The 18,876-nt window shown below is 52.7% G+C and carries 18 protein-coding genes; 4 read left to right on the forward strand and 14 right to left on the reverse strand.

Features of this window, described 5'->3' with window-relative positions; all coding sequences use genetic code 11:
• Position 1: 1 nt before the first annotated feature.
• The 7 genes from ACFQO0_RS16180 to apbC all read right to left on the reverse strand — a co-directional run bounded on the left by ACFQO0_RS16180 (position 2) and on the right by apbC (position 8,681).
• Positions 2-2,968: a formate dehydrogenase subunit alpha gene (locus ACFQO0_RS16180; protein WP_382236707.1), complete on the reverse strand. Its 2,967-nt coding sequence runs from the start codon at positions 2,966-2,968 to the stop codon at positions 2-4.
• Positions 2,969-2,983: 15 nt separating this feature from the next.
• Positions 2,984-3,184, reverse strand: a complete 201-nt coding sequence (locus tag ACFQO0_RS16185; protein WP_112992308.1) for a hypothetical protein — start codon at positions 3,182-3,184, stop codon at positions 2,984-2,986.
• A gap of 197 nt (positions 3,185-3,381) precedes the next feature.
• On the reverse strand, positions 3,382-3,996 hold the full coding sequence (locus ACFQO0_RS16190; RefSeq protein ID WP_382236710.1) for a TorD/DmsD family molecular chaperone: 615 nt from the start codon (positions 3,994-3,996) through the stop codon (positions 3,382-3,384).
• A gap of 60 nt (positions 3,997-4,056) precedes the next feature.
• Positions 4,057-6,150: a 4Fe-4S binding protein gene (locus ACFQO0_RS16195; protein WP_382236713.1), complete on the reverse strand. Its 2,094-nt coding sequence runs from the start codon at positions 6,148-6,150 to the stop codon at positions 4,057-4,059.
• Between the two features lie 35 nt (positions 6,151-6,185).
• Positions 6,186-6,854 (reverse strand): DUF3306 domain-containing protein, encoded by a 669-nt coding sequence (locus tag ACFQO0_RS16200; protein ID WP_382236716.1) that lies wholly within the window; start codon positions 6,852-6,854, stop codon positions 6,186-6,188.
• The gene (locus tag ACFQO0_RS16205) at positions 6,844-7,359 is read right to left on the reverse strand and encodes a DUF3305 domain-containing protein (protein WP_382236718.1); all 516 of its coding nucleotides are present in this window, start codon (positions 7,357-7,359) and stop codon (positions 6,844-6,846) included. The genes ACFQO0_RS16200 and ACFQO0_RS16205 overlap by 11 nt, the downstream gene beginning before the upstream one ends.
• A 233-nt stretch (positions 7,360-7,592) precedes the next feature.
• The gene (gene apbC / locus ACFQO0_RS16210) at positions 7,593-8,681 is read right to left on the reverse strand and encodes an iron-sulfur cluster carrier protein ApbC (RefSeq protein ID WP_382236721.1); all 1,089 of its coding nucleotides are present in this window, start codon (positions 8,679-8,681) and stop codon (positions 7,593-7,595) included.
• Positions 8,682-8,897: 216 nt separating this feature from the next.
• Between apbC and moaA the strand changes: the two genes are divergently transcribed.
• From moaA to ACFQO0_RS16230, 4 genes are all read left to right on the forward strand, one after another.
• The gene (gene moaA, locus ACFQO0_RS16215; RefSeq protein ID WP_382236723.1) at positions 8,898-10,022 is read left to right on the forward strand and encodes a GTP 3',8-cyclase MoaA; all 1,125 of its coding nucleotides are present in this window, start codon (positions 8,898-8,900) and stop codon (positions 10,020-10,022) included.
• 38 nt (positions 10,023-10,060) lie between these two features.
• Positions 10,061-10,660 carry a molybdenum cofactor guanylyltransferase MobA gene (gene mobA, locus ACFQO0_RS16220; RefSeq protein WP_382236726.1) on the forward strand — a complete coding sequence of 200 codons (600 nt, stop codon included), beginning with the start codon at positions 10,061-10,063 and terminating at the stop codon, positions 10,658-10,660.
• On the forward strand, positions 10,657-12,072 hold the full coding sequence (gene moeA, locus ACFQO0_RS16225) for a molybdopterin molybdotransferase MoeA (RefSeq protein ID WP_382236729.1): 1,416 nt from the start codon (positions 10,657-10,659) through the stop codon (positions 12,070-12,072). The genes mobA and moeA overlap by 4 nt, the downstream gene beginning before the upstream one ends.
• Before the next feature lie 434 nt (positions 12,073-12,506).
• Entirely contained in the window at positions 12,507-13,370 is an 864-nt protein-coding gene (locus tag ACFQO0_RS16230; protein ID WP_382236732.1) for an HDOD domain-containing protein, read from the forward strand.
• An 81-nt stretch (positions 13,371-13,451) separates the two neighbouring features.
• Here the strand turns inward: ACFQO0_RS16230 and ACFQO0_RS16235 are convergent, their stop codons facing one another.
• From ACFQO0_RS16235 to mltG, 7 genes are all read right to left on the reverse strand, one after another.
• Positions 13,452-14,135: an ankyrin repeat domain-containing protein gene (locus tag ACFQO0_RS16235; RefSeq protein WP_382236927.1), complete on the reverse strand. Its 684-nt coding sequence runs from the start codon at positions 14,133-14,135 to the stop codon at positions 13,452-13,454.
• 54 nt (positions 14,136-14,189) lie between these two features.
• Entirely contained in the window at positions 14,190-14,969 is a 780-nt protein-coding gene (locus ACFQO0_RS16240) for a TatD family hydrolase (protein WP_382236734.1), read from the reverse strand.
• An 88-nt stretch (positions 14,970-15,057) separates the two neighbouring features.
• Positions 15,058-15,585 (reverse strand): GNAT family N-acetyltransferase, encoded by a 528-nt coding sequence (locus ACFQO0_RS16245; protein ID WP_382236737.1) that lies wholly within the window; start codon positions 15,583-15,585, stop codon positions 15,058-15,060.
• A gap of 77 nt (positions 15,586-15,662) precedes the next feature.
• Positions 15,663-16,037, reverse strand: coding sequence for a PilZ domain-containing protein (locus ACFQO0_RS16250; RefSeq protein ID WP_382236740.1), 375 nt, complete (start codon positions 16,035-16,037; stop codon positions 15,663-15,665).
• Positions 16,038-16,047: 10 nt separating this feature from the next.
• A complete protein-coding gene (locus ACFQO0_RS16255; protein ID WP_382236743.1) occupies positions 16,048-17,076 on the reverse strand; it encodes a DNA polymerase III subunit delta' in 1,029 nt (342 codons plus the stop codon).
• Positions 17,073-17,687: a dTMP kinase gene (gene tmk, locus ACFQO0_RS16260; protein WP_382236746.1), complete on the reverse strand. Its 615-nt coding sequence runs from the start codon at positions 17,685-17,687 to the stop codon at positions 17,073-17,075. The genes ACFQO0_RS16255 and tmk overlap by 4 nt, the downstream gene beginning before the upstream one ends.
• Before the next feature lie 84 nt (positions 17,688-17,771).
• Positions 17,772-18,755 (reverse strand): endolytic transglycosylase MltG, encoded by a 984-nt coding sequence (mltG, locus tag ACFQO0_RS16265; RefSeq protein WP_382236749.1) that lies wholly within the window; start codon positions 18,753-18,755, stop codon positions 17,772-17,774.
• Positions 18,756-18,876 lie beyond the last annotated feature (121 nt).

Genomic DNA, 18,876 nt, shown 5'->3' on the forward strand with positions numbered 1-18,876 from the left:
ATCACGCCGCCGCCTTTTCTATATTGCAAATAGTCGTCTTTGTTTCCTGCATCATCGTGACCGAATCGTAACCGTAGGTCGTCGCCGTGTTGACCGCTTCACCACGTACGATAGGCGCCGCGCCTTCCGGATACGAATCAATCATGTCCTTACCCTGCCACCAGCCGGAAAAATGGAACGGGATGAAAGCGGTATCTTCGCCCACCCGCATGGTTACCATTGCCTTGACCTTGATGCGTGCGCCGGTCGGCGTACTGACAATCACGAAATCGCCATTACGTATGCCGCGATCGCTTGCGGCTTTCGGATTGATCTCGACGAAGTTTTCCTGCTGCAGTTCAGCCAGCCATGGATTGGAGCGCGTTTCTTCGCCCCCGCCTTCGTACTCAACCAGACGTCCCGAAGTAAGGATAATCGGGAATTTTTCATACAACTTGGTTTCGATATTCTTGTCCTGCAACGACTTGTACAAAGTCGGCATGCGCCAGAAACCCTTCTTGTCATCGTGCGTAGGATACTTGGCCGTCAAATCCGGGCGTGTACCGTAGATAGGTTCGCGATGCAGTGGTACCGGATCTGGGAAATTCCACACCACCGCGCGCGCCTTCGCGTTACCCCAGGGATGTACGCCATGCACCTGCATCGTCACGCGTTGAATACCACCGGAAAGATCTGTCTTCCAGTTCTTGCCCTCGGCGGCTTTCTTCTCTGCGTCGGTAAGGTCATCCCACCAGCCGAGTTTCTTCAACAGGATATGGTCGAACTCCGGATAACCGGTAGTGATGTCAGAACCCAGACTATGCGAGCCGTCTTCAGCCAATAGACTGACGCCGTCTTTTTCCACGCCGAAGTTGGCGCGGAAATTGCCGCCGCCTTCCATCATCGTTTTGGAGGTGTCATACAGATTCGGGGAGCCGGGGTGCTTCAATTCCGGCGTGCCGTAGCAAGGCCATGGCAAACCAAAATAATCGCCGGTCATATCGTAGCCGCTGACCGCATCCTTGCCGCCTTTGCAACGCAAGGTTTTCACGTCGAACAAATGCATATTGCGCATGTGCGCTTTCAGGCGCATAGGCGACTGGCCGGTATAGCCGATGGTCCAGGTACCGCGATTGATTTCTTCCAGCATCGATTCCGGTTCCGGCTCCATCATGCCGCCCTTACCGGGAACCAGTTTGATTTTTGCGACCAGCTCTTTGCCAAAGCCGAGTTTTTGCGCCATCTGGTACATGATCATGTGATCGGTACGTGATTCGAACAGCGGCTCGATTACTTTTTCACGCCATTGCAAGGAACGATTGGAAGCCGTTACCGAACCGGAAGTCTCGAACTGGGTTGCTGCGGGTAATAGATAAACGGCACGGTTTGGATTAAGCTCTTGCCCGTCGACTTTCATCGCTGCCATCGCCGCTGTCGCAGATGGATATGGATCAATCACGACCAGCAAATCGAGTTTATCGAAAGCCTTTTTCATGTCCAGACCACGCGTCTGCGAGTTCGGTGCATGGCCCCAGAACAACATCGCCTTGACGGTATTTTCCTGATCGATGTGTTCACTTTTCTCAAGGACTGCATCCACCCAGCGAGATACCGTCGTACCCGATTTTTCCATCATCGCTTGCGAGGCATACTGCTTCTTCACCCACTCGTAATCGACACCCCATACTGCACACCAGTGCTTCCATGAGCCTGTTGCCAGTCCGTAATAACCCGGCAAAGAATCAGGATTCGGGCCGACGTCCGTCGCGCCTTGTACGTTATCGTGACCACGGAAAATATTGGTGCCGCCACCAGATTTACCGACGTTACCCAAAGCAAGTTGCAGAATGCACGATGCACGTACCATTGCGTTGCCAATCGAGTGCTGTGTTTGTCCCATGCACCATACGATGGTCGACGGGCGATTCATTGCCATCGTTTCTGCTGCTTTATAAACTTGTGCTTCGGGTACGCCGCAAGCTTCTTCTACTTTTTCCGGCGTCCACTTCATGACCTCTTCTCTGACTTTTTCCATGCCATAGACGCGGTCGTGAATATACTGTTTGTCTTCCCAGCCGTTTTTAAAGATGTGATACAGCACACCCCACAGGAATGGAATATCGGAGCCTGAGCGGATGCGAATATATTGATCGGCTTTTGCGGCAGTACGCGTATAGCGCGGATCCACCACGATCATCTTGGTACCGGTTTCCTTCGCATGCAGCATGTGCAGCATGGAAACCGGATGTGCTTCTGCCGCATTCGAGCCGATATACAACGCAGCTTTCGAATTCTGCATGTCGTTGTAACTATTCGTCATCGCGCCATAACCCCAGGTGTTGGCGACACCTGCAACAGTGGTCGAGTGACAGATACGGGCCTGGTGATCGGTGTTATTCGTACCGAAGAATGAAACGAATTTACGCAGCAGCGCGGCTTGTTCATTATTATGTTTGGACGAGCCGACGAAGAAGACGGAGTCCGGGCCACTGACTTTTTTGATATCCAGCATCTTGGCCGTAATTTCGTTCATGGCCTGATCCCAGCTAATACGCTGGTATTTTCCATTCACTAATTTCATCGGATACTTCAGGCGGTATTCACCGTGGCCATGCTCGCGCAATGCGGCACCCTTGGCGCAATGCGCGCCAAGATTGATAGGCGAATCGAATACCGGTTCTTGCCTGACCCACACGCCGTTTTCAACGATCGCATCCGATGCGCAACCAACTGAACAGTGCGTACAGATGGTGCGCTTGACTTCAATCTTGCTGCCACCTGCTGGAGCTTTTCCGCCTTCTGCGGCTTTGGCTTTTTGAATCAGCCCTAGCTGTGCCGCAGCAATCCCGGCACCAATACCAATACCGGAGCGCTTGAGAAAGCCGCGCCTGTCCATTGTCGGCAACGCGCGCGACAGACTATCAGCAAGACTGGATGAAAAGCGGGCAGGAGAACGCTCTGCAGCGTTGCTTTTGCGAGTTAACAGCATGACGTCACCTCGTTATTAAATTGTGGTCGTGCGGTAGTATTTTTTGACGTGCTCGGTCAAACGGTAACTGTCACCTTCCGGCTCTTGCGGGGACAGTGCGTTTTCCAAAGCGGATGTAGCAGATTCGGGAGCAAGTTTAGCCGCGACGCCAGCTGCTGCGACAAGGCCTAGACCTGCAAAGAAAGTACGACGGGGAATGCGGGATTGCTCGGACATGATCGTCTCCTGTAAATGGATCAGGACGTAATATGCTTTTTAATTCCTATGCACTGTATGTGCAAGTTAGCATACCTTTTAGCAACTTGCACGACTAATAATAAGAAAACGCACTGATTTGGATCAAATTTATTTCAGATGAAAAAAATTCATCGATAGTCAAATAAGACACCATTCAATTTCAGCACTTCTATTACCTAAGCCATATCGAAAGCCTGCATTTCTACCTCAAAAAACACACGTGCCAAACGCGCAACCGGCTTGTAAAAGCGTGCATTGGAGCTCGCTTCCAGCGCATTACAGCAATCAAGCACCCATCCGCGCATGTGCGTATTGAAAAATTTTTCCTGAGCGGCCAGATTGGCATGGACCACATCGTCTGATGCAATCAGATAGCGCATCACCTCGCACAAGGAAGCCAAATGATCTTCGCTTTCAACGACATCATCCGAACGCTGCAAACCAAGCAAGGATAGATCGGTGCGCAACTCGGCCAGCGGCTTTTCCATCAGGAAGCCGGACAGATAGAAAGAGCCGTACAACATCACTTCCGGCTTGCCGACACCGACAAAGAGTAATTCATATTCTTCCCGCACCGCTTCTTGCTGCGCGGCTTTGCACGCTGCGACCACATCTGCCCATGCAAGCTCCAGCACACTCTCGCCTTGTACAGCTGCGCTGCCTATCGTATCGAGCAAAGTTTGCGATGGAGGTGCATATAAAAGTGTCGCGAGCAGGCCGTACAAATCAGCGCGCGCAGTTTCCTCACCTTGATCCTGCGATTCAAACTTGATTGATTGGGCGCTAGTCATGGGATGCTGTCCGACCTTTCTATTCAATTAAACCAAGGCATAGAAATCAACTATTGCCATTTATTTCAAACCATTGATAGACGATTCCTGCTTGTTCGCCATCATGTCGACTACGCGGCAATCCGAGCACATTTTGAGTCTATCGACATTACCGGAAAATGCACCGTGCAAAGACAGCTTGCTGACCATGTTTTCGATCATCTTTGCTGTGCCAAACGGTTTGTGGCAACTGATGCAATGGAACGGCTCGGCCTCATGCAAGACTTGCAGTTCTTTTGCAGCACTGGTGAGCAAGAGGCGCGGCGCCAGCGTAATCGCATTTTCGGGACAGGTTTTTTCGCACAAACCGCATTGCACACAGTTCTTTTCGAGAAAGCGTAATTGCGGCAGGTTTGCATTATCCGTCAATGCAGATTCGGGACAGGCACCTACGCACGACATACACAAAGTGCATGCATCCTGATTCACCATGACCACGCCATAGGGAGAGCCGGCCGGCAATGGAATTGCATCGACCGCCAATGGCGCATGGGTTTTCAGATGGTCAATTGCCAATTCCAGCGTGCTGCGCTTGTCGGCAACGATATTGAACAAGGCGCGTTGCGCCGGCACTTGTGCCGGCTCAATTGAGGCCAATTCGGCGTCAAGTTGAGCCGCAGTAGACGCCTGAATCAGCGACAAATGTACCCCTTCATAACCGAGGCCACTCAATATCGTTTGTGCAATATCAATCTGTTGCGTCAGTGCACTGACATATTGCGGGGCGTCTTGTGCTGTTGTCAGGATCGCCACATGCGTAGCGCCATATGCAAGAGCAGTAAGCCAGACATCAATCCCGGTGGCGGCCACATGATGAAGCTCAATCGGCATCACATGCGCGGGCATTCCGTGTAATTTCCCGTGAGCCTGCGCCTGGCGACCGATTTGGTTCACCAGGGCCGAACCCTGCTCCTGGTTATGCAACAACAGCATAGGCTGAGTGCCGCCAGCCTTTGCGTATGTGTTCAGCATTGTTTTTACACGCGTACCAGTATCGGTCACGCGCGGGTAGGCGTAAGCCAGTGCACCCGATGGACAAACTGTCGTGCACGCACCGCAACCAACGCATAGGTTGGGATTTACCTTGATTTGATTGCCGTTATGGCTGATCGCTTCTGCCGAGCAAACATCAATGCAGGATGTGCAGCCGATCTTGCCATTGCGGCCATGCGCGCACAATTTTTCCTTGTAGAGAAAAAATTTCGGCTTGCTGAATTCGCCCACCATTTGGGTCAGCTTGAATGCCTGATCCATCTGCTTTTCTGCCAATGCACCGGTAGCGAAATAACCTTGCGGCGGCTGGTGCAAAGTCAGCAAGGGAACATCGGACAAATCGAAAATCAAATCGAATTCGCTGCTGCGCTCAGTCGCGATGCGCGTGAAGTCGATCGCCCCTATCGTCCCGCACGCCTTCACGCAATCGCGATGCGATGTGCATTTATTCAGGTCAATCTGGTAAGTCAGGTCGATTGCGTTTTCCGGACAGACTTCTATACAGGCGTTACACCGCGTACATGTTTCCAGATCAATAGGGTTGGCCTGCTGCCATTTCACGGTGAATGCACCCAGCCAGCCTGAGATGGCAACCTGCTTCCCGGAAAAAACGGGAAACTCGCGATCCTGCAGCATCTCGCCACCGACGCTGCCAGTCAGCAAAACACTGACGTCAAGTTGCGAACCTAGGCGCTGCGCCCACGACAATGCGCGATCTGCCGGGCCGATAATCAATACATGTCCGGCAGACTGATAATCAACCGTGGGAACAGGTTCAGGATCCGGCAGTGCAGCGGCGGCCAGCAGCGCTGCCATTTTAGGCAGAGAGCTTCTCGCTTGCGCGCCCCAACCGCCTGTCTCGCGAATATTCACGAAACGTAAAGGCGCGACCGCATTTTTCTGTTGCGCAAGTTCGGCAAACAAACCGCGCTCTTGCGTACAGGCGACGACAACATCATCTACCCCATCAAGCGAGGCCAGATAGGAACCGACTTCGCGTCGGCATAGTTCCGTGGCAACCGGAAGCGCCGAGGTACCGAGCACCTTGCCGAGTTGGATACCGGCAGCAGCGTCGAGCGGCATGGTGCGGTTGCAATTACATATTTTGAATTCTGTGGTCATTGGCTGGCTTGTAGATGCTGGCTGGAAGAATTTTCTTAAACGTCGTCAACGTTACGTATCGCTCCGGGTTCTTTTACAACCGGTACTTTTATGTCGGATTCACTTTCCCGTATCTCCTTCGCACTCTCGCCTTCTTGCGGGTTTTGCTGTTGCACATGCTCTTCTTTTCGAACATCGTCTGCGAGCGCCATCTCCGCCGGCGGAGTCGGCTCGCCCTCGGAGGCTGGAACATTTTCGAGCGTATCTTGCTCCGGCTTTTCAGGTATCTTTTCAAGCAAACGCATTAACGGCGTCTTGAGTTGCGACAAGGGATCGAGCAAGGCCTTAGCGTGGTTCAACGACGCCAGCAAGGCCGGCGAAATCGGTTCAAATTTATTGTAATCATCGATGTAGATGTCCAATCCATCCATGATATTGAAATGCGGATCGGTGAATAATTTCTTCATCGCAGACCGTTTGACCGATTCATCCACGCCTTGCGACATGAAGGCGGAATAATCGGAATCGTGGGTCAGCTTGTCGACATCATCCTGCGTCGGCAAGGGTTTGACTGTTGCATCAGGACTCGCGTTGCCTTCGTTATCCGGGCGCGCCTCGTTCAACGGATGCGCGGGAATGTCTGCCGATGCATTTCCCGCGTCAGCTACCTTTGTCGCCGAGGTTTTTTTTTGCGACCAGCGCGTGAAGAAATCTTCAGCCGCCATTTTTTTCACCTTCTGCGCGTGCCATCTTGTCGACACCCTCGCCGCCTTCAAATGATGGCTTCTTGTGTTTGCGCTTAGGCTCTGGATGGTAATAGTCGTGGGTAAAGGCAGTCAGGCGCTCAATGATTTCAGCGGACGCGAGTAATGTGTCTACCCGTTCGCCGCCATCCATCAGGCGTGCTGCCTCGTTGTATGACAAGGTGACCGATTTGGGAACTGCGAGTTCGGCGCCGTCGATTTCTTCGATGCGCCACATGATGAACCAGCACGGTGCAGGTGCGCTGATATTGAGGAAATACCCTTCGGCCTCACTACTGCACAACGTGACGTCGATACCGCTGAATAACCAGCGCGTATCGTTCGGATCGTTACGCAGGCAACGAGGCGCACTCTGCTCCGATACCTGCCCAACGATTTCAATCGGCTGCCATTGAAAAGGCTGCCAACGACTTGATAATGGTATGCATTGCATGATGACGCCAATGCGGATTGCTTCTGTCTCCATGTCTCCTCATTCCGGCATATTCTGCCTGTCGTTGTAACGATAGCGACGCTTTTACTATTGTGCGCCGAAACTGCAAATCGGATTTCGTCTGTGAAAATCACGTTTGCAAACGATGAAGGAAAATCATGAATAACGCGTGAGCAATTACTGCCCACGCATCAATACTTACTCAACGACATTAATACTTTAAAACAACCATACGTGTAAACACGTATTACATCAAGCAGCCCTACTTAGTCATTTTTGACCACGATGGTCGGAAACTTGGATGACATGTCTTTGGCTTTTTCGGCGACCTTGATGGCAATCTTGCGCGCGATCTGTTTGTAGATGTCGGCAATAGGACCATCGGGATCTGCAATAACGGTAGGCTTGCCGGAATCAGCCTGCTGGCGTATCGACATCGTCAACGGCAAGGCGCCAAGGAAATCAACACCATATTCGCCGCACATTTTTTCGCCGCCGCCTTCACCGAAAATTGCTTCGGCATGACCGCAATTCGAACAGATATGCGTACTCATGTTTTCGACAATGCCGAGAATCGGAATGCCGACCTTCTCAAACATTTTCAAACCTTTGCGCGCATCAAGCAAAGCGATGTCTTGCGGCGTCGTGACGATCACCGCACCGGTGACCGGTACTTTTTGCGACATCGTCAATTGAATATCGCCGGTGCCCGGCGGCATATCCACGATCAGATAATCAAGGTCGCGCCAATTGGTTTGCTCCAGCAATTGCGTCAAGGCTTGTGTCACGATCGGGCCGCGCCACACCATAGGTTCATCCGGATCGATCATGAAACCGATACTGGAAACCTGCAGGCCATAATTTTCCATCGGTTCCATGGTCTTGCCGTCGGCACTTTCCGGCCGGCCGGAGATACCCATCATCATCGGTTGCGACGGACCGTAGATATCCGCATCGAGAATGCCGACCTGGGCGCCCTCTGCGGCCAGAGCCAGTGCCAGATTGACAGAAGTCGTCGATTTGCCAACGCCGCCCTTGCCAGATGCCACAGCAATAATGTTTTTGACGTTAGCCATCAACTTCACGCCGCGTTGCGCTGAGTGCGCGACTATGACGGAATGAACGTTGGCAGTGACGCTGCCGATACCTTCGATGGTACGCACGGCAGCGATCGACGCCTTGCGGATACCGTCTATCTGGCTTTTGGCGGGATAGCCGAGTTCGACATCGAACAAGACATTATTGCCATTGATCTGGATGTTTTTTGCGGAACGGCTGCTGACTAAATCCTTGCCGGTATTCGGGTCGATTACTGTGGACAATGCTGCCTTGACTGCTTCTATCGTGATACTCATTGGTTCTCCTGAATTTTATAGCGCAAGTCTAAACCAATTGGGTTCGGCTCGCTGATGACTTGCATACAAACATTGTCATATTTCTCATGTTTTTACTTGCAAAACCCGTACTTGCGCACCATCTGTTCACATTAGGAGTCCAGACAAATCGCCTGCTGCAATTCGACAGCCACCGTGTGAAACACTTACAATGTCGGTACTTACACGACTTTCGCCATGACTGAAAAAATCATTCCGCTCGCAGACCTGCGCTATCTGAACAAGATACCGGTCATCCCGGCACGCTTGGAAACACCCACCGGCTTGCTGGCGGATACGCTTGCCCGGCCATTGCAGGATTTGCGCATCTCGATCACTGATCGCTGCAATTTCCGCTGCGTCTATTGCATGCCGAAAGAAGTGTTCGACAAGGATTACGCCTTCCTGCCGCACTCTTCACTGCTTTCCTTTGAAGAAATCACCCGCGTCGCATCCCTGTTCGTCGCGCATGGCGTCGAAAAAATTCGCCTGACCGGCGGCGAACCGCTATTGCGCAAGAATGTGGAAAAGCTGATCGAAATGCTCAGTGCATTACGTACGCCGGATGGCCGCGAACTTGATCTGACGCTGACCACCAATGGCTCATTGCTGGCACGCAAGGCGCAAGCCCTGAAAGATGCCGGTTTGAAGCGCGTCACGGTATCGCTCGACGCGCTCGACGACAAAGTATTCAAGCAAATGAACGACGTCGACTTTGCCGTCTCTGATGTTTTGGAAGGAATAGAAGCGGCACATCGCGTCGGCCTCGGCCCGATCAAGATCAATATGGTCGTCAAGGGAGGCATGAACGATCAGGAAATCGTGCCGATGGCGCGCCATTTCAAAAATACGCCTTACATCCTGCGCTTTATCGAATACATGGATGTGGGTGCATCAAACGGATGGAAGATGGACGAAGTCATCCCGTCGGCCGAAGTCGTGCGCCGCATCCATGCCGAAATGCCGCTGGCAGCCATTGCCCCGAATTACACCGGCGAAACCGCAGGACGATGGCGCTATCTTGAGGAGAACGGTGACGGCGGCGGCGAAATTGGCGTCATCTCCAGCGTGACGCAAGCATTTTGCAGCGACTGCAGCCGCGCACGTCTGTCGACCGAAGGCAAGCTTTACACCTGTCTGTTCGCCACCGGCGGTCACGATTTGCGCGCACTGATGCGCAGCGACAAAACGGATGCAGAAATTTCCACTGTCATCGCGCATATCTGGCGCGCCCGCACCGATCGCTATTCGGAATTGCGCACTGCCAATACTGACGGTTTGAATGCCGACCGCAAGGTCGAGATGTCCTACATCGGCGGCTAGTTTTTCTCCCTTTCAACTGATATCGAAACGATTTAAAAATGGATACCAGTCAAATTACCGGACTCATACTCGCAGGCGGACGCGGTACACGCATGGGTACCGTCGACAAAGGTTTGCAGTTATTCCGTGATGCACCTATGGCCTTGCATGTGTTGATGCGTCTGTCGCCGCAAGTCGGTGATGTGATGATCAATGCCAACCAGAATATCGCGCCATATGAAGGCTTCGGCGTGCCGGTCTGGCAGGATGAAATGCAAGGTTTTGCCGGGCCGCTGGCCGGCCTGCAAACCGGCATGGCGCATTGCGAGACGGATTACCTGGTAACCGCGCCCTGCGACTCGCCTTTTTTGCCGAAGGATCTGGTCGCGCGTCTGGCCGCAGGATTGGAAGAGAAAAATGCCGACCTCGCTGTGGCCGTCACCGGCGAAGGTGAATCGCGGCAGCCGCATCCGGTCTTTTGCCTGGCAAAAGCATCGTTATTGCCGCACCTGACACTGTACTTGCAAGAAGGTGGACGCAAATTCGACGCATGGTATGCATCGCTGACCGTAGCTGAAGTTCATTTTGACGATGAAGACGCGTTCCGCAATATCAATACGCTGGACGATTTGAGAAAATACGAAGCGACCGCACCATGAATCTCCGCTATGCGCACATCCTGCGCGACGCCAACCTTTTAGATGACGACAATCCCATGTCCAACGATGTTGATTCCTCTGTGAATTCTGCTCTGAATTCAACGGTGATTCCCGAGGCAAAGCCTGCCGGCAACACACTCTCCAGCGTGATCAGTTGTCTGTCGGATTACGATCCCGATGCCTTGCCGGTCGCAGATGCGCAAGCCATCATTCATCAGCTGATACAACCTATCAATGCGGTCGAAAAAATCGCCCTGCGCAGCGCGCTGGATCGTGTGCTGGCAGCTGATATCGTTTCGCCTATCAACGTCCCTTCGCACGATAATTCGGCGATGGATGGCTATGCCTTGCATGGCAGTGATTTAAGCAAAGACCAGGATTTAAAACTCAGGGTAATCGGTACTGCTTACGCCGGCCGCGCCTACGATGGCGCAGTCAACAGTGGCGAATGCGTACGCATCATGACCGGCGCCGTCATGCCGGCGCAATGCGATACCGTGATTCCACAAGAGTTTGTACGCGATGCAAGCGATACAGGCATGACGATTCCAGCCGGTGCAGTGAAGACAGGCGACAATCGCCGCCTCAAAGGCGAAGATCTGAAGGCCGGCACACCGGCCCTGCAAAAAGGCAAAATTCTGCGCCCTGCAGACCTTGGCTTGCTGGCTTCTCTGGGTATAGGTGAAATCCCTGTCCAACGTCGCTTGCGCGTGGCCTTCTTCTCGACCGGCGACGAACTACGTTCGATCGGTGAAACACTGGATGAAGGTTGCGTCTACGACAGCAATCGCTACACCCTGTATGGCATGTTGACGCGCCTTGGCTGCGACGTCGTCGACATGGGCGTCATCAAGGATGATCCGGCAGTGCTGGAAGCTGCGTTCCGCACCGCGTGCGAAAACGCTGATGCCATCATCACCTCTGGCGGCGTCTCGGTAGGCGAAGCCGATTACACCAAGCAAATGATGGCGCAACTGGGCGACGTCGGTTTCTGGAAAATCGGCATGCGCCCTGGCCGTCCCATGGCTTTCGGGAAAATCGCTTCGAGAGGCAAGGAAGCCTATCTGTTCGGCTTGCCCGGCAATCCGGTTGCAGTGATGGTGACGTTCTATTTTCTCGCGCGCCAGGCCTTGCTGCACATGATGGGTGCATCGGCAGTCGAAGCACCGCCGCTATTGCGCGTCGTGTCCCAAGCCGCGATACGCAAACGTCCGGGTCGTACCGAATATCAGCGCGGCATTTTAAGTCGCAACAGCGAAGGCATACAGGAAGTACGCATCACCGGCTCGCAAGGTTCTGGGGTATTGCGTTCAATGTCGGAGGCCAACTGCATGGTCGTTCTGGAGCATGACAGAGCTGAAGTCAAAGCCGGCGATCTGGTAGATGTAATTCTGTTTGATGGTTTGACCTGAGCGGTATTGCAGCGCAGTCGCATCAACGTGGAACGGGATTCCGTCATGAGCAAGAAAAAGAAATGCTGCGAGAGTAAAAAGCAATGCAAGAATTGCCCGCTGAGAAAAAAATCGAACTGATCTGGCGGGATTAATCTTTCTTTCGCGACATCCCAAAAAAGCCTGCATTCTCCAACGAGAGAAGTAGGCTTTTTTCATGCAGGGCAGGAGAGATTCTTTCCATAAAGAAATCTCCTTTTCCTTTCGCAAAAAATCACATTCTTCTTCAAATTTTGCAATATTTCAGATGCAAAAGCCTATGACTAGGATTATTCTATTTTTCATATAAGAAATAAATAACACATCTATCTTGCCTATCTTGCTTCAGGGAAAGTGCGCGGCTCGCAGGCTTGCGCCACCGTCAAGTCCGAGCATTGATTGTTTGGGAGAACATCATGTACGCGCCCAATCCGACCAATAATCATCAGGGCATGCCAGCCGAGTTAGCGCGCCCTGTCAATATTCCGCCGCGCCCCGCATTGCTGATTGCATTGCAGCGCGAAATGGCGACTGAAGATCCCTGCACTAAAAAAATCGTTCACCTGGTAGAGCGTGATGTCGCAATCGCAGGCAATCTCCTGGCCATTTCCAATTCGGCTATGTTCAACCTGAGTCGACGCATAGAAAACGTGCAGGATGCGATTACGGTCATAGGCTTGAACAATTGCCACGCAGTGATCACTAGATTGATGGCAAGACGGGCTCTGGCACACGGCAGAATGATGATGCCGCGCTTTTGGGACGTTTCCGAAAAACGCTCATGGGGCATGATGTACGTCGCGCGACAAGCTACCAAGGTCGCCCCTGAGCTGGCTTATAACTTCGGTTTGTTTTGCGATATCGGCATACCGTTGATGATGGCATCTTTTCTGGATTACGGAGACACGCTTACCGTGGCAAACCAGCTGGAGCATCGCGGTTTTATCGAACTGGAAAATTCACGCCATCGCATCAATCACGCACTCGTTGGCGCCATGCTGGCTGAACATTGGCACGCCGATCCACGTGTCGTGCTCGCCATCAAAAAACATCATTCATATGAAGTCATGTCCGACCAACAATTTGCGCCCGAGGTGCGCGAACTGATTGCCATCTTCTGTCTGGTGGATCAAGCGATACAACAGCATAGACATGCTGTATCGATTGAGTGGCTGGAAGGGGGAGAGATGGCCACCGAAACGCTGGGCTTGACGACCGCCGATGTAGATGATTTGTGCGAAAAGCTAAAACAAAAATTCGTTATGCCGAATGCGGCTTGAACAATACCTCACGCAAGGCGCATCCTTCTACCAGACGACATCTTTAGTCCTGGCGTGCCGAAACTTCAATGGTGGCGGCGCTTAAAGCTTGCCGGCTTTCTTCAAGCGATACGTCAAGCCTTCCACGATATCCTTATGCCCACCCTGCCGAGCTAAATCGATCGCTGTCATCCCCGAGTCATTCTGCAACGAGGCGTCGGCACCAGCATCGAGCAATGCCTTCACGGTATAAATATGGCCGCCACGCGCTGCCATCATGACAGGCGTGGTTTTATTCGGTGATGGCGCATCCACTGCAGCGGATTTATCCAGCAGCATTTTCACGATGTCGTTATCCCCTATCGCCGCAGCATAGTGCAAGGCGGTCCAGCCATCCTGATTTACTTTTGCGCCTTTGGCGAGCAAGGTTTCGACTGCCTGCTTGTTCGCATTGTAGGCCGCGATCATCAACGCCGTGTCGCCATTATTGGCGCGTTGCTCGATATTGATATCACGTGCATTGACCAAGACGGCAAATGCCTTCATTGATTTTTCACGCAAGGCCAGAATCAGACCGGAATCGCCGCGTTCAGGCTCGATCGTATTCGGATCGAAACCGCGCTGCAGCAAGGAGCTGATCGTAGCAGCGTCATCCAATTTGGCCGCTTTGAAATAATCGTCATATGCACCTGCGTGCGCCAGCATAGGCAAACCTGTCAGCGCACACAGCGCGAGTAGAAGTTGCAGGCTGCCGCGGCGCGCGCGATTTGTTGCCAAATTCCGAATAAATTTCAGTCGGAGTACGCGCTGAGAAAAAAGCTTGGGATTCACCATCATCATTTACCGTGCAATCTTGAACAAGTTGAAAAAGTTATCGGTCGTTTGTTGGGCAATCTGCTGTACCGGCACGCCCTTCAAGGTCGCCAGATATTCGGCAACATGCCGCACCAAAGCTGGTTCGTTGACCCTGCCGCGATGCGGCACCGGTGCCAGATAAGGCGAATCGGTTTCGATCAGCATTTGTTCCAGCGGCACCTCGCGTGCAACCGCCTGCAAATCCTTCGCACTCTTGAAGGTAACGATGCCGGAAAACGAAATATAAAATCCCATTTCCATCGCCGCCTTCGCCACTTCCAGCGATTCGGTAAAGCAATGCATGACGCCTGCCGCGCCACCTGCATCGGTACCTGCTCCCTCTTCACGCATGATGCGTATCGTATCTTCAGATGCGGCACGCGTATGTATGATCAGCGGCTTGCCGGTCGCACGCGAAGCGCGGATATGAGTACGAAAACGCTCGCGCTGCCATTCCAGATCACCTTCAAGCCGGTAGTAATCCAGGCCAGTTTCACCGATGGCGACGATACGCGGATTGTCGGCCAACCGAATAAGATCGTCGACGCTAGGCTCAGGCGTATCTTCATAATCCGGATGTACGCCAACCGACGCATAGATATTGGGATGGCGTTCGGCCAGTTCCAGCACGCTGGGGAAATGGGGCAAATCAACCGATACACACAAGGCGTGGCTGACTTCGTTCTCGGCCATTTTGCCGAGTATTTCCGGCATGCGCGCAGCAAGCTCGGGGAAATTGATGTGACAGTGGGAATCGATATACATGGGACTGAATTGTACGCGTCCGGCGATTTTGCTGCGAGGGCCGTGCCAGGAACCGGATAGATTCGCGAAATCGTCTGCTTATACGGGACTACGCAACACGCTTGCCGACTAACACCAGATCTCGCTCAACACCGTCCAGGGTTGCAACACCAGGCATGCAGGCCCATTGCTCGAAACCAAAGCGTGCAAACAATTTCAGGCTCGGTTCGTTATGTCCAAAAATCAAACCAACCAAGGTATGAACAGCCATCGTCGGCGCAAACTCTATCGCCTCCGCCAGCAGATAGGCACCCAAACCTTTGCCGCGCGCCTCTTGCGTCAGATAAATGGAAATCTCTGCCGTGTGTGCATATGCAGCACGCGCGTGGAAATTGGAATAAGACAGCCAGCCCATAATCAGACCGGCATCTTCCGCTACCCATATAGGCCGTTTGTCTGCTGAATGTTCGTTAAACCAGCTTAATCGTGATGCGACAGTAACCGGCTCAATATCTGCAGTGACCTGGCGCGAAGTAATCGTGCTGTTGTAGATGGCGACGATAGCTGGCAAATCATCCACCGTCGCAAGGCGATGAGAATAATGCGAACTGGATGATTGACTGGACGGTTTATTCAACTGCTTGTTCGATTACTTGCTCGATTACTTGTTCACTCGCTGAAATAAAGAAATTGCTGAAAAAGAGCAATCGATCTTTACAAGGTATGCGTGGCGCGCGACGAACCCAATGCCGCGCCCAGCAATTCCTCGATACGCTGTTTGATGCGCGCACCGCTTTCGTCTGCGGAAAATTGCACGCCTATTCCTTGCGCCTTGTTATTGTTCGCTCCCGCAGGCGTAATCCAGGCGATTTTGCCGGCAATCGGGTATTTGGTCGGATCATCCATCAGCGTAAGAATCAGATAGATTTCATCACCGATCTTGTATTGCTTGGTCGACGGCACGAAGATCCCACCGTTTTGCAAAAACGGCATGTAGGCTGCATAGAGCGCAGATTTTTCCTTGATCGGCAATGACAATACCGACGGCCGACCCACTACGGGACTTGCTGCTATTGGAGCATCTGCCATCACTAACCTTTCAGGAAAAAAGCGTCGAATAATCCAGCAACATATCTTCTATAAACAGCTTCGGGGCCAGCGGATGGTCGGCAATCGCGCGTCGCTCATTGACGTTTTTGATCGCCTGCAGCAGCCTGTCGACCTCTACCCGTGCTGCCAAGGCACCCAGTTCTTTTTTATAACGTGGATAGTAACGGATTGTGCCGGAAAGTTTGATGGAAAGCACGTCATACAACCAGCGTTGCAACCAGGAGACTAACTCCGGCACTGGCGTCTTCTGTAAACGATCAGCCGCTTTCAACGCGCCATCGACGCCTGGCTGCGACAATACTTGCAGGAATTCATCCATGGTTTCGCGCGTACCGGCTTGCGATGATTCAAAAGCAGTCAGCGGTGCGCCGCCCTGCTCGGCCAGCCAGCCATCTGCGTCTTTAACCTGCTGCTCCTTGAGCCAAGCAAGAGCTTCATCTCTGTCCGGCATCGTCAGAGCAAACTTGCGACAGCGCGACAGTATGGTAGGCAGCAAACGATCAATGCTGTTCGTCACCAGCAAAAACATGGTGCGCGGCGGAGGCTCTTCCAGCATTTTCAGCAGCGAATTGGCAGCAGCTGTATTCAATGCTTCGGCCGGATACAGCGTGATCACGCGCATGCCTGAGCGATGCGTGGAGATATTCATGAAATCGGACAGGGCACGCACTTGGTCGATCTTGATTTCTTTCGAAGGCGCCTTGGTCGATTTGGCTTTCTTCGTTTCTGCTTCGCCATCCTCGCCTTCTGCACCTTCGCCGTCATCCAGAATTTCGGGCCGCACACGGCGATAATCGGGATGGCTGTATTGGGTGAACCAGCCACAGGCGTCGCAGGTGCCGCAAGCATGCCCATCCGCAAGCGGCGTTTCACACAATAGCGATTGCGCGCACGCTTCGGCGAATGCCGTCTTGCCTATGCCTTGCGGGCCATGGAACAAAATCGCGTGCGGCAGCCGTTCTCTCAACAATTGCCACTGCTGCCAGGAAGCGCCTTGCCAGGGTAGAAGAGTATTCAATGATCGAGTCCCGCCAAGATGTTGCACAACTGTTCCTGGATCGCCGCGATCGTTTGCGTTGAATCGATGATGCGAAACCGCTCTGGAAATTCAGCGGCACGACGTAAATATTCCGCCCGTGTCGCGGCAAAAAAATCAGCTTTTTCCTGCTCGAACTTGTCCAGCGTACGTGTCGCATCAAGCCGCGCGCGGGCGACGTCCAGCGGCACATCAAACAGCAAGGTCAAATCCGGCTGTAGATGCGGATGCACCCATTGCTCGAGTATCTCCAACTTCTTTAAATCCAGCTTGCGTCCACCACCTTGATAGGCAAACGTGGCATCGGTAAAACGATCAGAAATCACCCAGTCGTCACGTTCCAGCGCCGGCGCAATCACTTGTGCGATATGTTCGCGTCGTGCAGCAAACATCAACAAGGCTTCAGTTTCCAGATGCATTTTTTCATGCAGCAAAATCGTACGCAGCGCCTCACCCAGACTAGTCCCGCCGGGTTCGCGCGTGACAACGACAGTTTTTTTACGTTGACGCAACAAATCGGCCACGAACGACAAATGCGTGGATTTTCCCGCACCGTCTATGCCTTCAAACGTAATGAATTTTGCTGTTGTCATGCCACTGCCATAAAGAGGATGTGAAGGTGTACGCCATTGATCATATACATGCGCTGTGCTGATGTGTGGAACTGCCAGCAATACTTACTTGCGCTGATACTTGTTCACCGCATTATTGTGATCGTCCAAGGTCGCGGAAAACTGACTGCTGCCATCACCGCGCGCGACGAAATATACCGCATCAGTCGCGGCCGGATTCAATGCAGCGTGCAGGGATTCTGCGCCCGGCAAGGAAATGGGCGTCGGCGGCAGACCGACACGTGTATAGGTATTGTGCGGCGTGTCCGTCTGCAGATCGCGTTTGCGGATATTGCCCTTGTAGCTATCACCCATGCCATAAATGACGGTCGGATCGGTTTGCAGCAACATGCCCTGCTTCAAGCGATTGACAAATACGCCGGCGATCATCGTACGTTCAGCCTTTTTCCCGGTTTCCTTTTCCACGATCGACGCCATGATCAAGGCTTCATACGGCGACGCATAAGGCAGCGTTGAATCGCGTGCCAGCCAGGCTTCGTTCAAGCGCTTGAGCATAAGGTTGTGCGCCTGTTTATAGATTTGCAAATCGCTGGAATTTTTCGCAAACACGTACGTGTCCGGAGCAAATAAACCTTCCGGCTTGGTGTAAGTGCTGGATATCTTTGCCATCAACTCCTGATCCGACAAGGCTGCGGTATCGTGCTTCAGCGAAGCATGCGCATTGATCGCCTGCCGCATCTGCTTGAAACTCCAGCCCTCGATGACCGTCACCGCTTCTTGCGCAAACTCGCCACGCACCAACTGATCGACCAAGCCACGCGGGGTCGTGCCTGGCTTCAGTTCGTAGGTCCCGGCTTTTAATTTGGTGCTGTTACCCGTCACTTGCGCCAGAATCACCATCATCATGGGCTGCACCGGCACCAGAGCTTCATCAATCTGCTGCATGCTGCTTCTCAGACTGCTGCCTGGGGTAATCGTAAATTCTATGGCTGGATGGCCATCGGCAATAATTGGCCGCTCGGCCCAGAACATGAACGATGCGCCGACAATAATTGCCAGTAGAAAAGTCCGTCTTAATAATTTTTTCATTAAACCAGGGTCTCGCTAAAATCGAATGCAAATCGAGGGTGATCGGACGCGTTTTTCTCACGCCACTATAATCAGACACTAATGATAATGGCTGAAGCAGTTTTTGCCTTCATTTATTGCT

The sequence above is a fragment of the Herminiimonas aquatilis genome (genome assembly GCF_042665175.1).
Classification (GTDB): Bacteria; Pseudomonadota; Gammaproteobacteria; order Burkholderiales; family Burkholderiaceae_D; genus Oxalicibacterium; species Oxalicibacterium aquatilis.

Excerpts from the sequence above, each read along its gene's own strand:
- ACFQO0_RS16180 (WP_382236707.1), bottom strand. The coding sequence starts at position 2,968 with ATGCTGTTAACTCGCAAAAGCAACGCTGCAGAGCGTTCTCCTGCCCGC.
- ACFQO0_RS16185 (WP_112992308.1), bottom strand. The coding sequence starts at position 3,184 with ATGTCCGAGCAATCCCGCATTCCCCGTCGTACTTTCTTTGCAGGTCTA.
- ACFQO0_RS16190 (WP_382236710.1), bottom strand. The coding sequence starts at position 3,996 with ATGACTAGCGCCCAATCAATCAAGTTTGAATCGCAGGATCAAGGTGAG.
- ACFQO0_RS16195 (WP_382236713.1), bottom strand. The coding sequence starts at position 6,150 with ATGACCACAGAATTCAAAATATGTAATTGCAACCGCACCATGCCGCTC.
- ACFQO0_RS16200 (WP_382236716.1), bottom strand. The coding sequence starts at position 6,854 with ATGGCGGCTGAAGATTTCTTCACGCGCTGGTCGCAAAAAAAAACCTCG.
- ACFQO0_RS16205 (WP_382236718.1), bottom strand. The coding sequence starts at position 7,359 with ATGGAGACAGAAGCAATCCGCATTGGCGTCATCATGCAATGCATACCA.
- apbC (WP_382236721.1), bottom strand. The coding sequence starts at position 8,681 with ATGAGTATCACGATAGAAGCAGTCAAGGCAGCATTGTCCACAGTAATC.
- moaA (WP_382236723.1), top strand. The coding sequence starts at position 8,898 with ATGACTGAAAAAATCATTCCGCTCGCAGACCTGCGCTATCTGAACAAG.
- mobA (WP_382236726.1), top strand. The coding sequence starts at position 10,061 with ATGGATACCAGTCAAATTACCGGACTCATACTCGCAGGCGGACGCGGT.
- moeA (WP_382236729.1), top strand. The coding sequence starts at position 10,657 with ATGAATCTCCGCTATGCGCACATCCTGCGCGACGCCAACCTTTTAGAT.
- ACFQO0_RS16230 (WP_382236732.1), top strand. The coding sequence starts at position 12,507 with ATGTACGCGCCCAATCCGACCAATAATCATCAGGGCATGCCAGCCGAG.
- ACFQO0_RS16240 (WP_382236734.1), bottom strand. The coding sequence starts at position 14,969 with ATGTATATCGATTCCCACTGTCACATCAATTTCCCCGAGCTTGCTGCG.
- ACFQO0_RS16250 (WP_382236740.1), bottom strand. The coding sequence starts at position 16,037 with ATGGCAGATGCTCCAATAGCAGCAAGTCCCGTAGTGGGTCGGCCGTCG.
- tmk (WP_382236746.1), bottom strand. The coding sequence starts at position 17,687 with ATGACAACAGCAAAATTCATTACGTTTGAAGGCATAGACGGTGCGGGA.
- mltG (WP_382236749.1), bottom strand. The coding sequence starts at position 18,755 with ATGAAAAAATTATTAAGACGGACTTTTCTACTGGCAATTATTGTCGGC.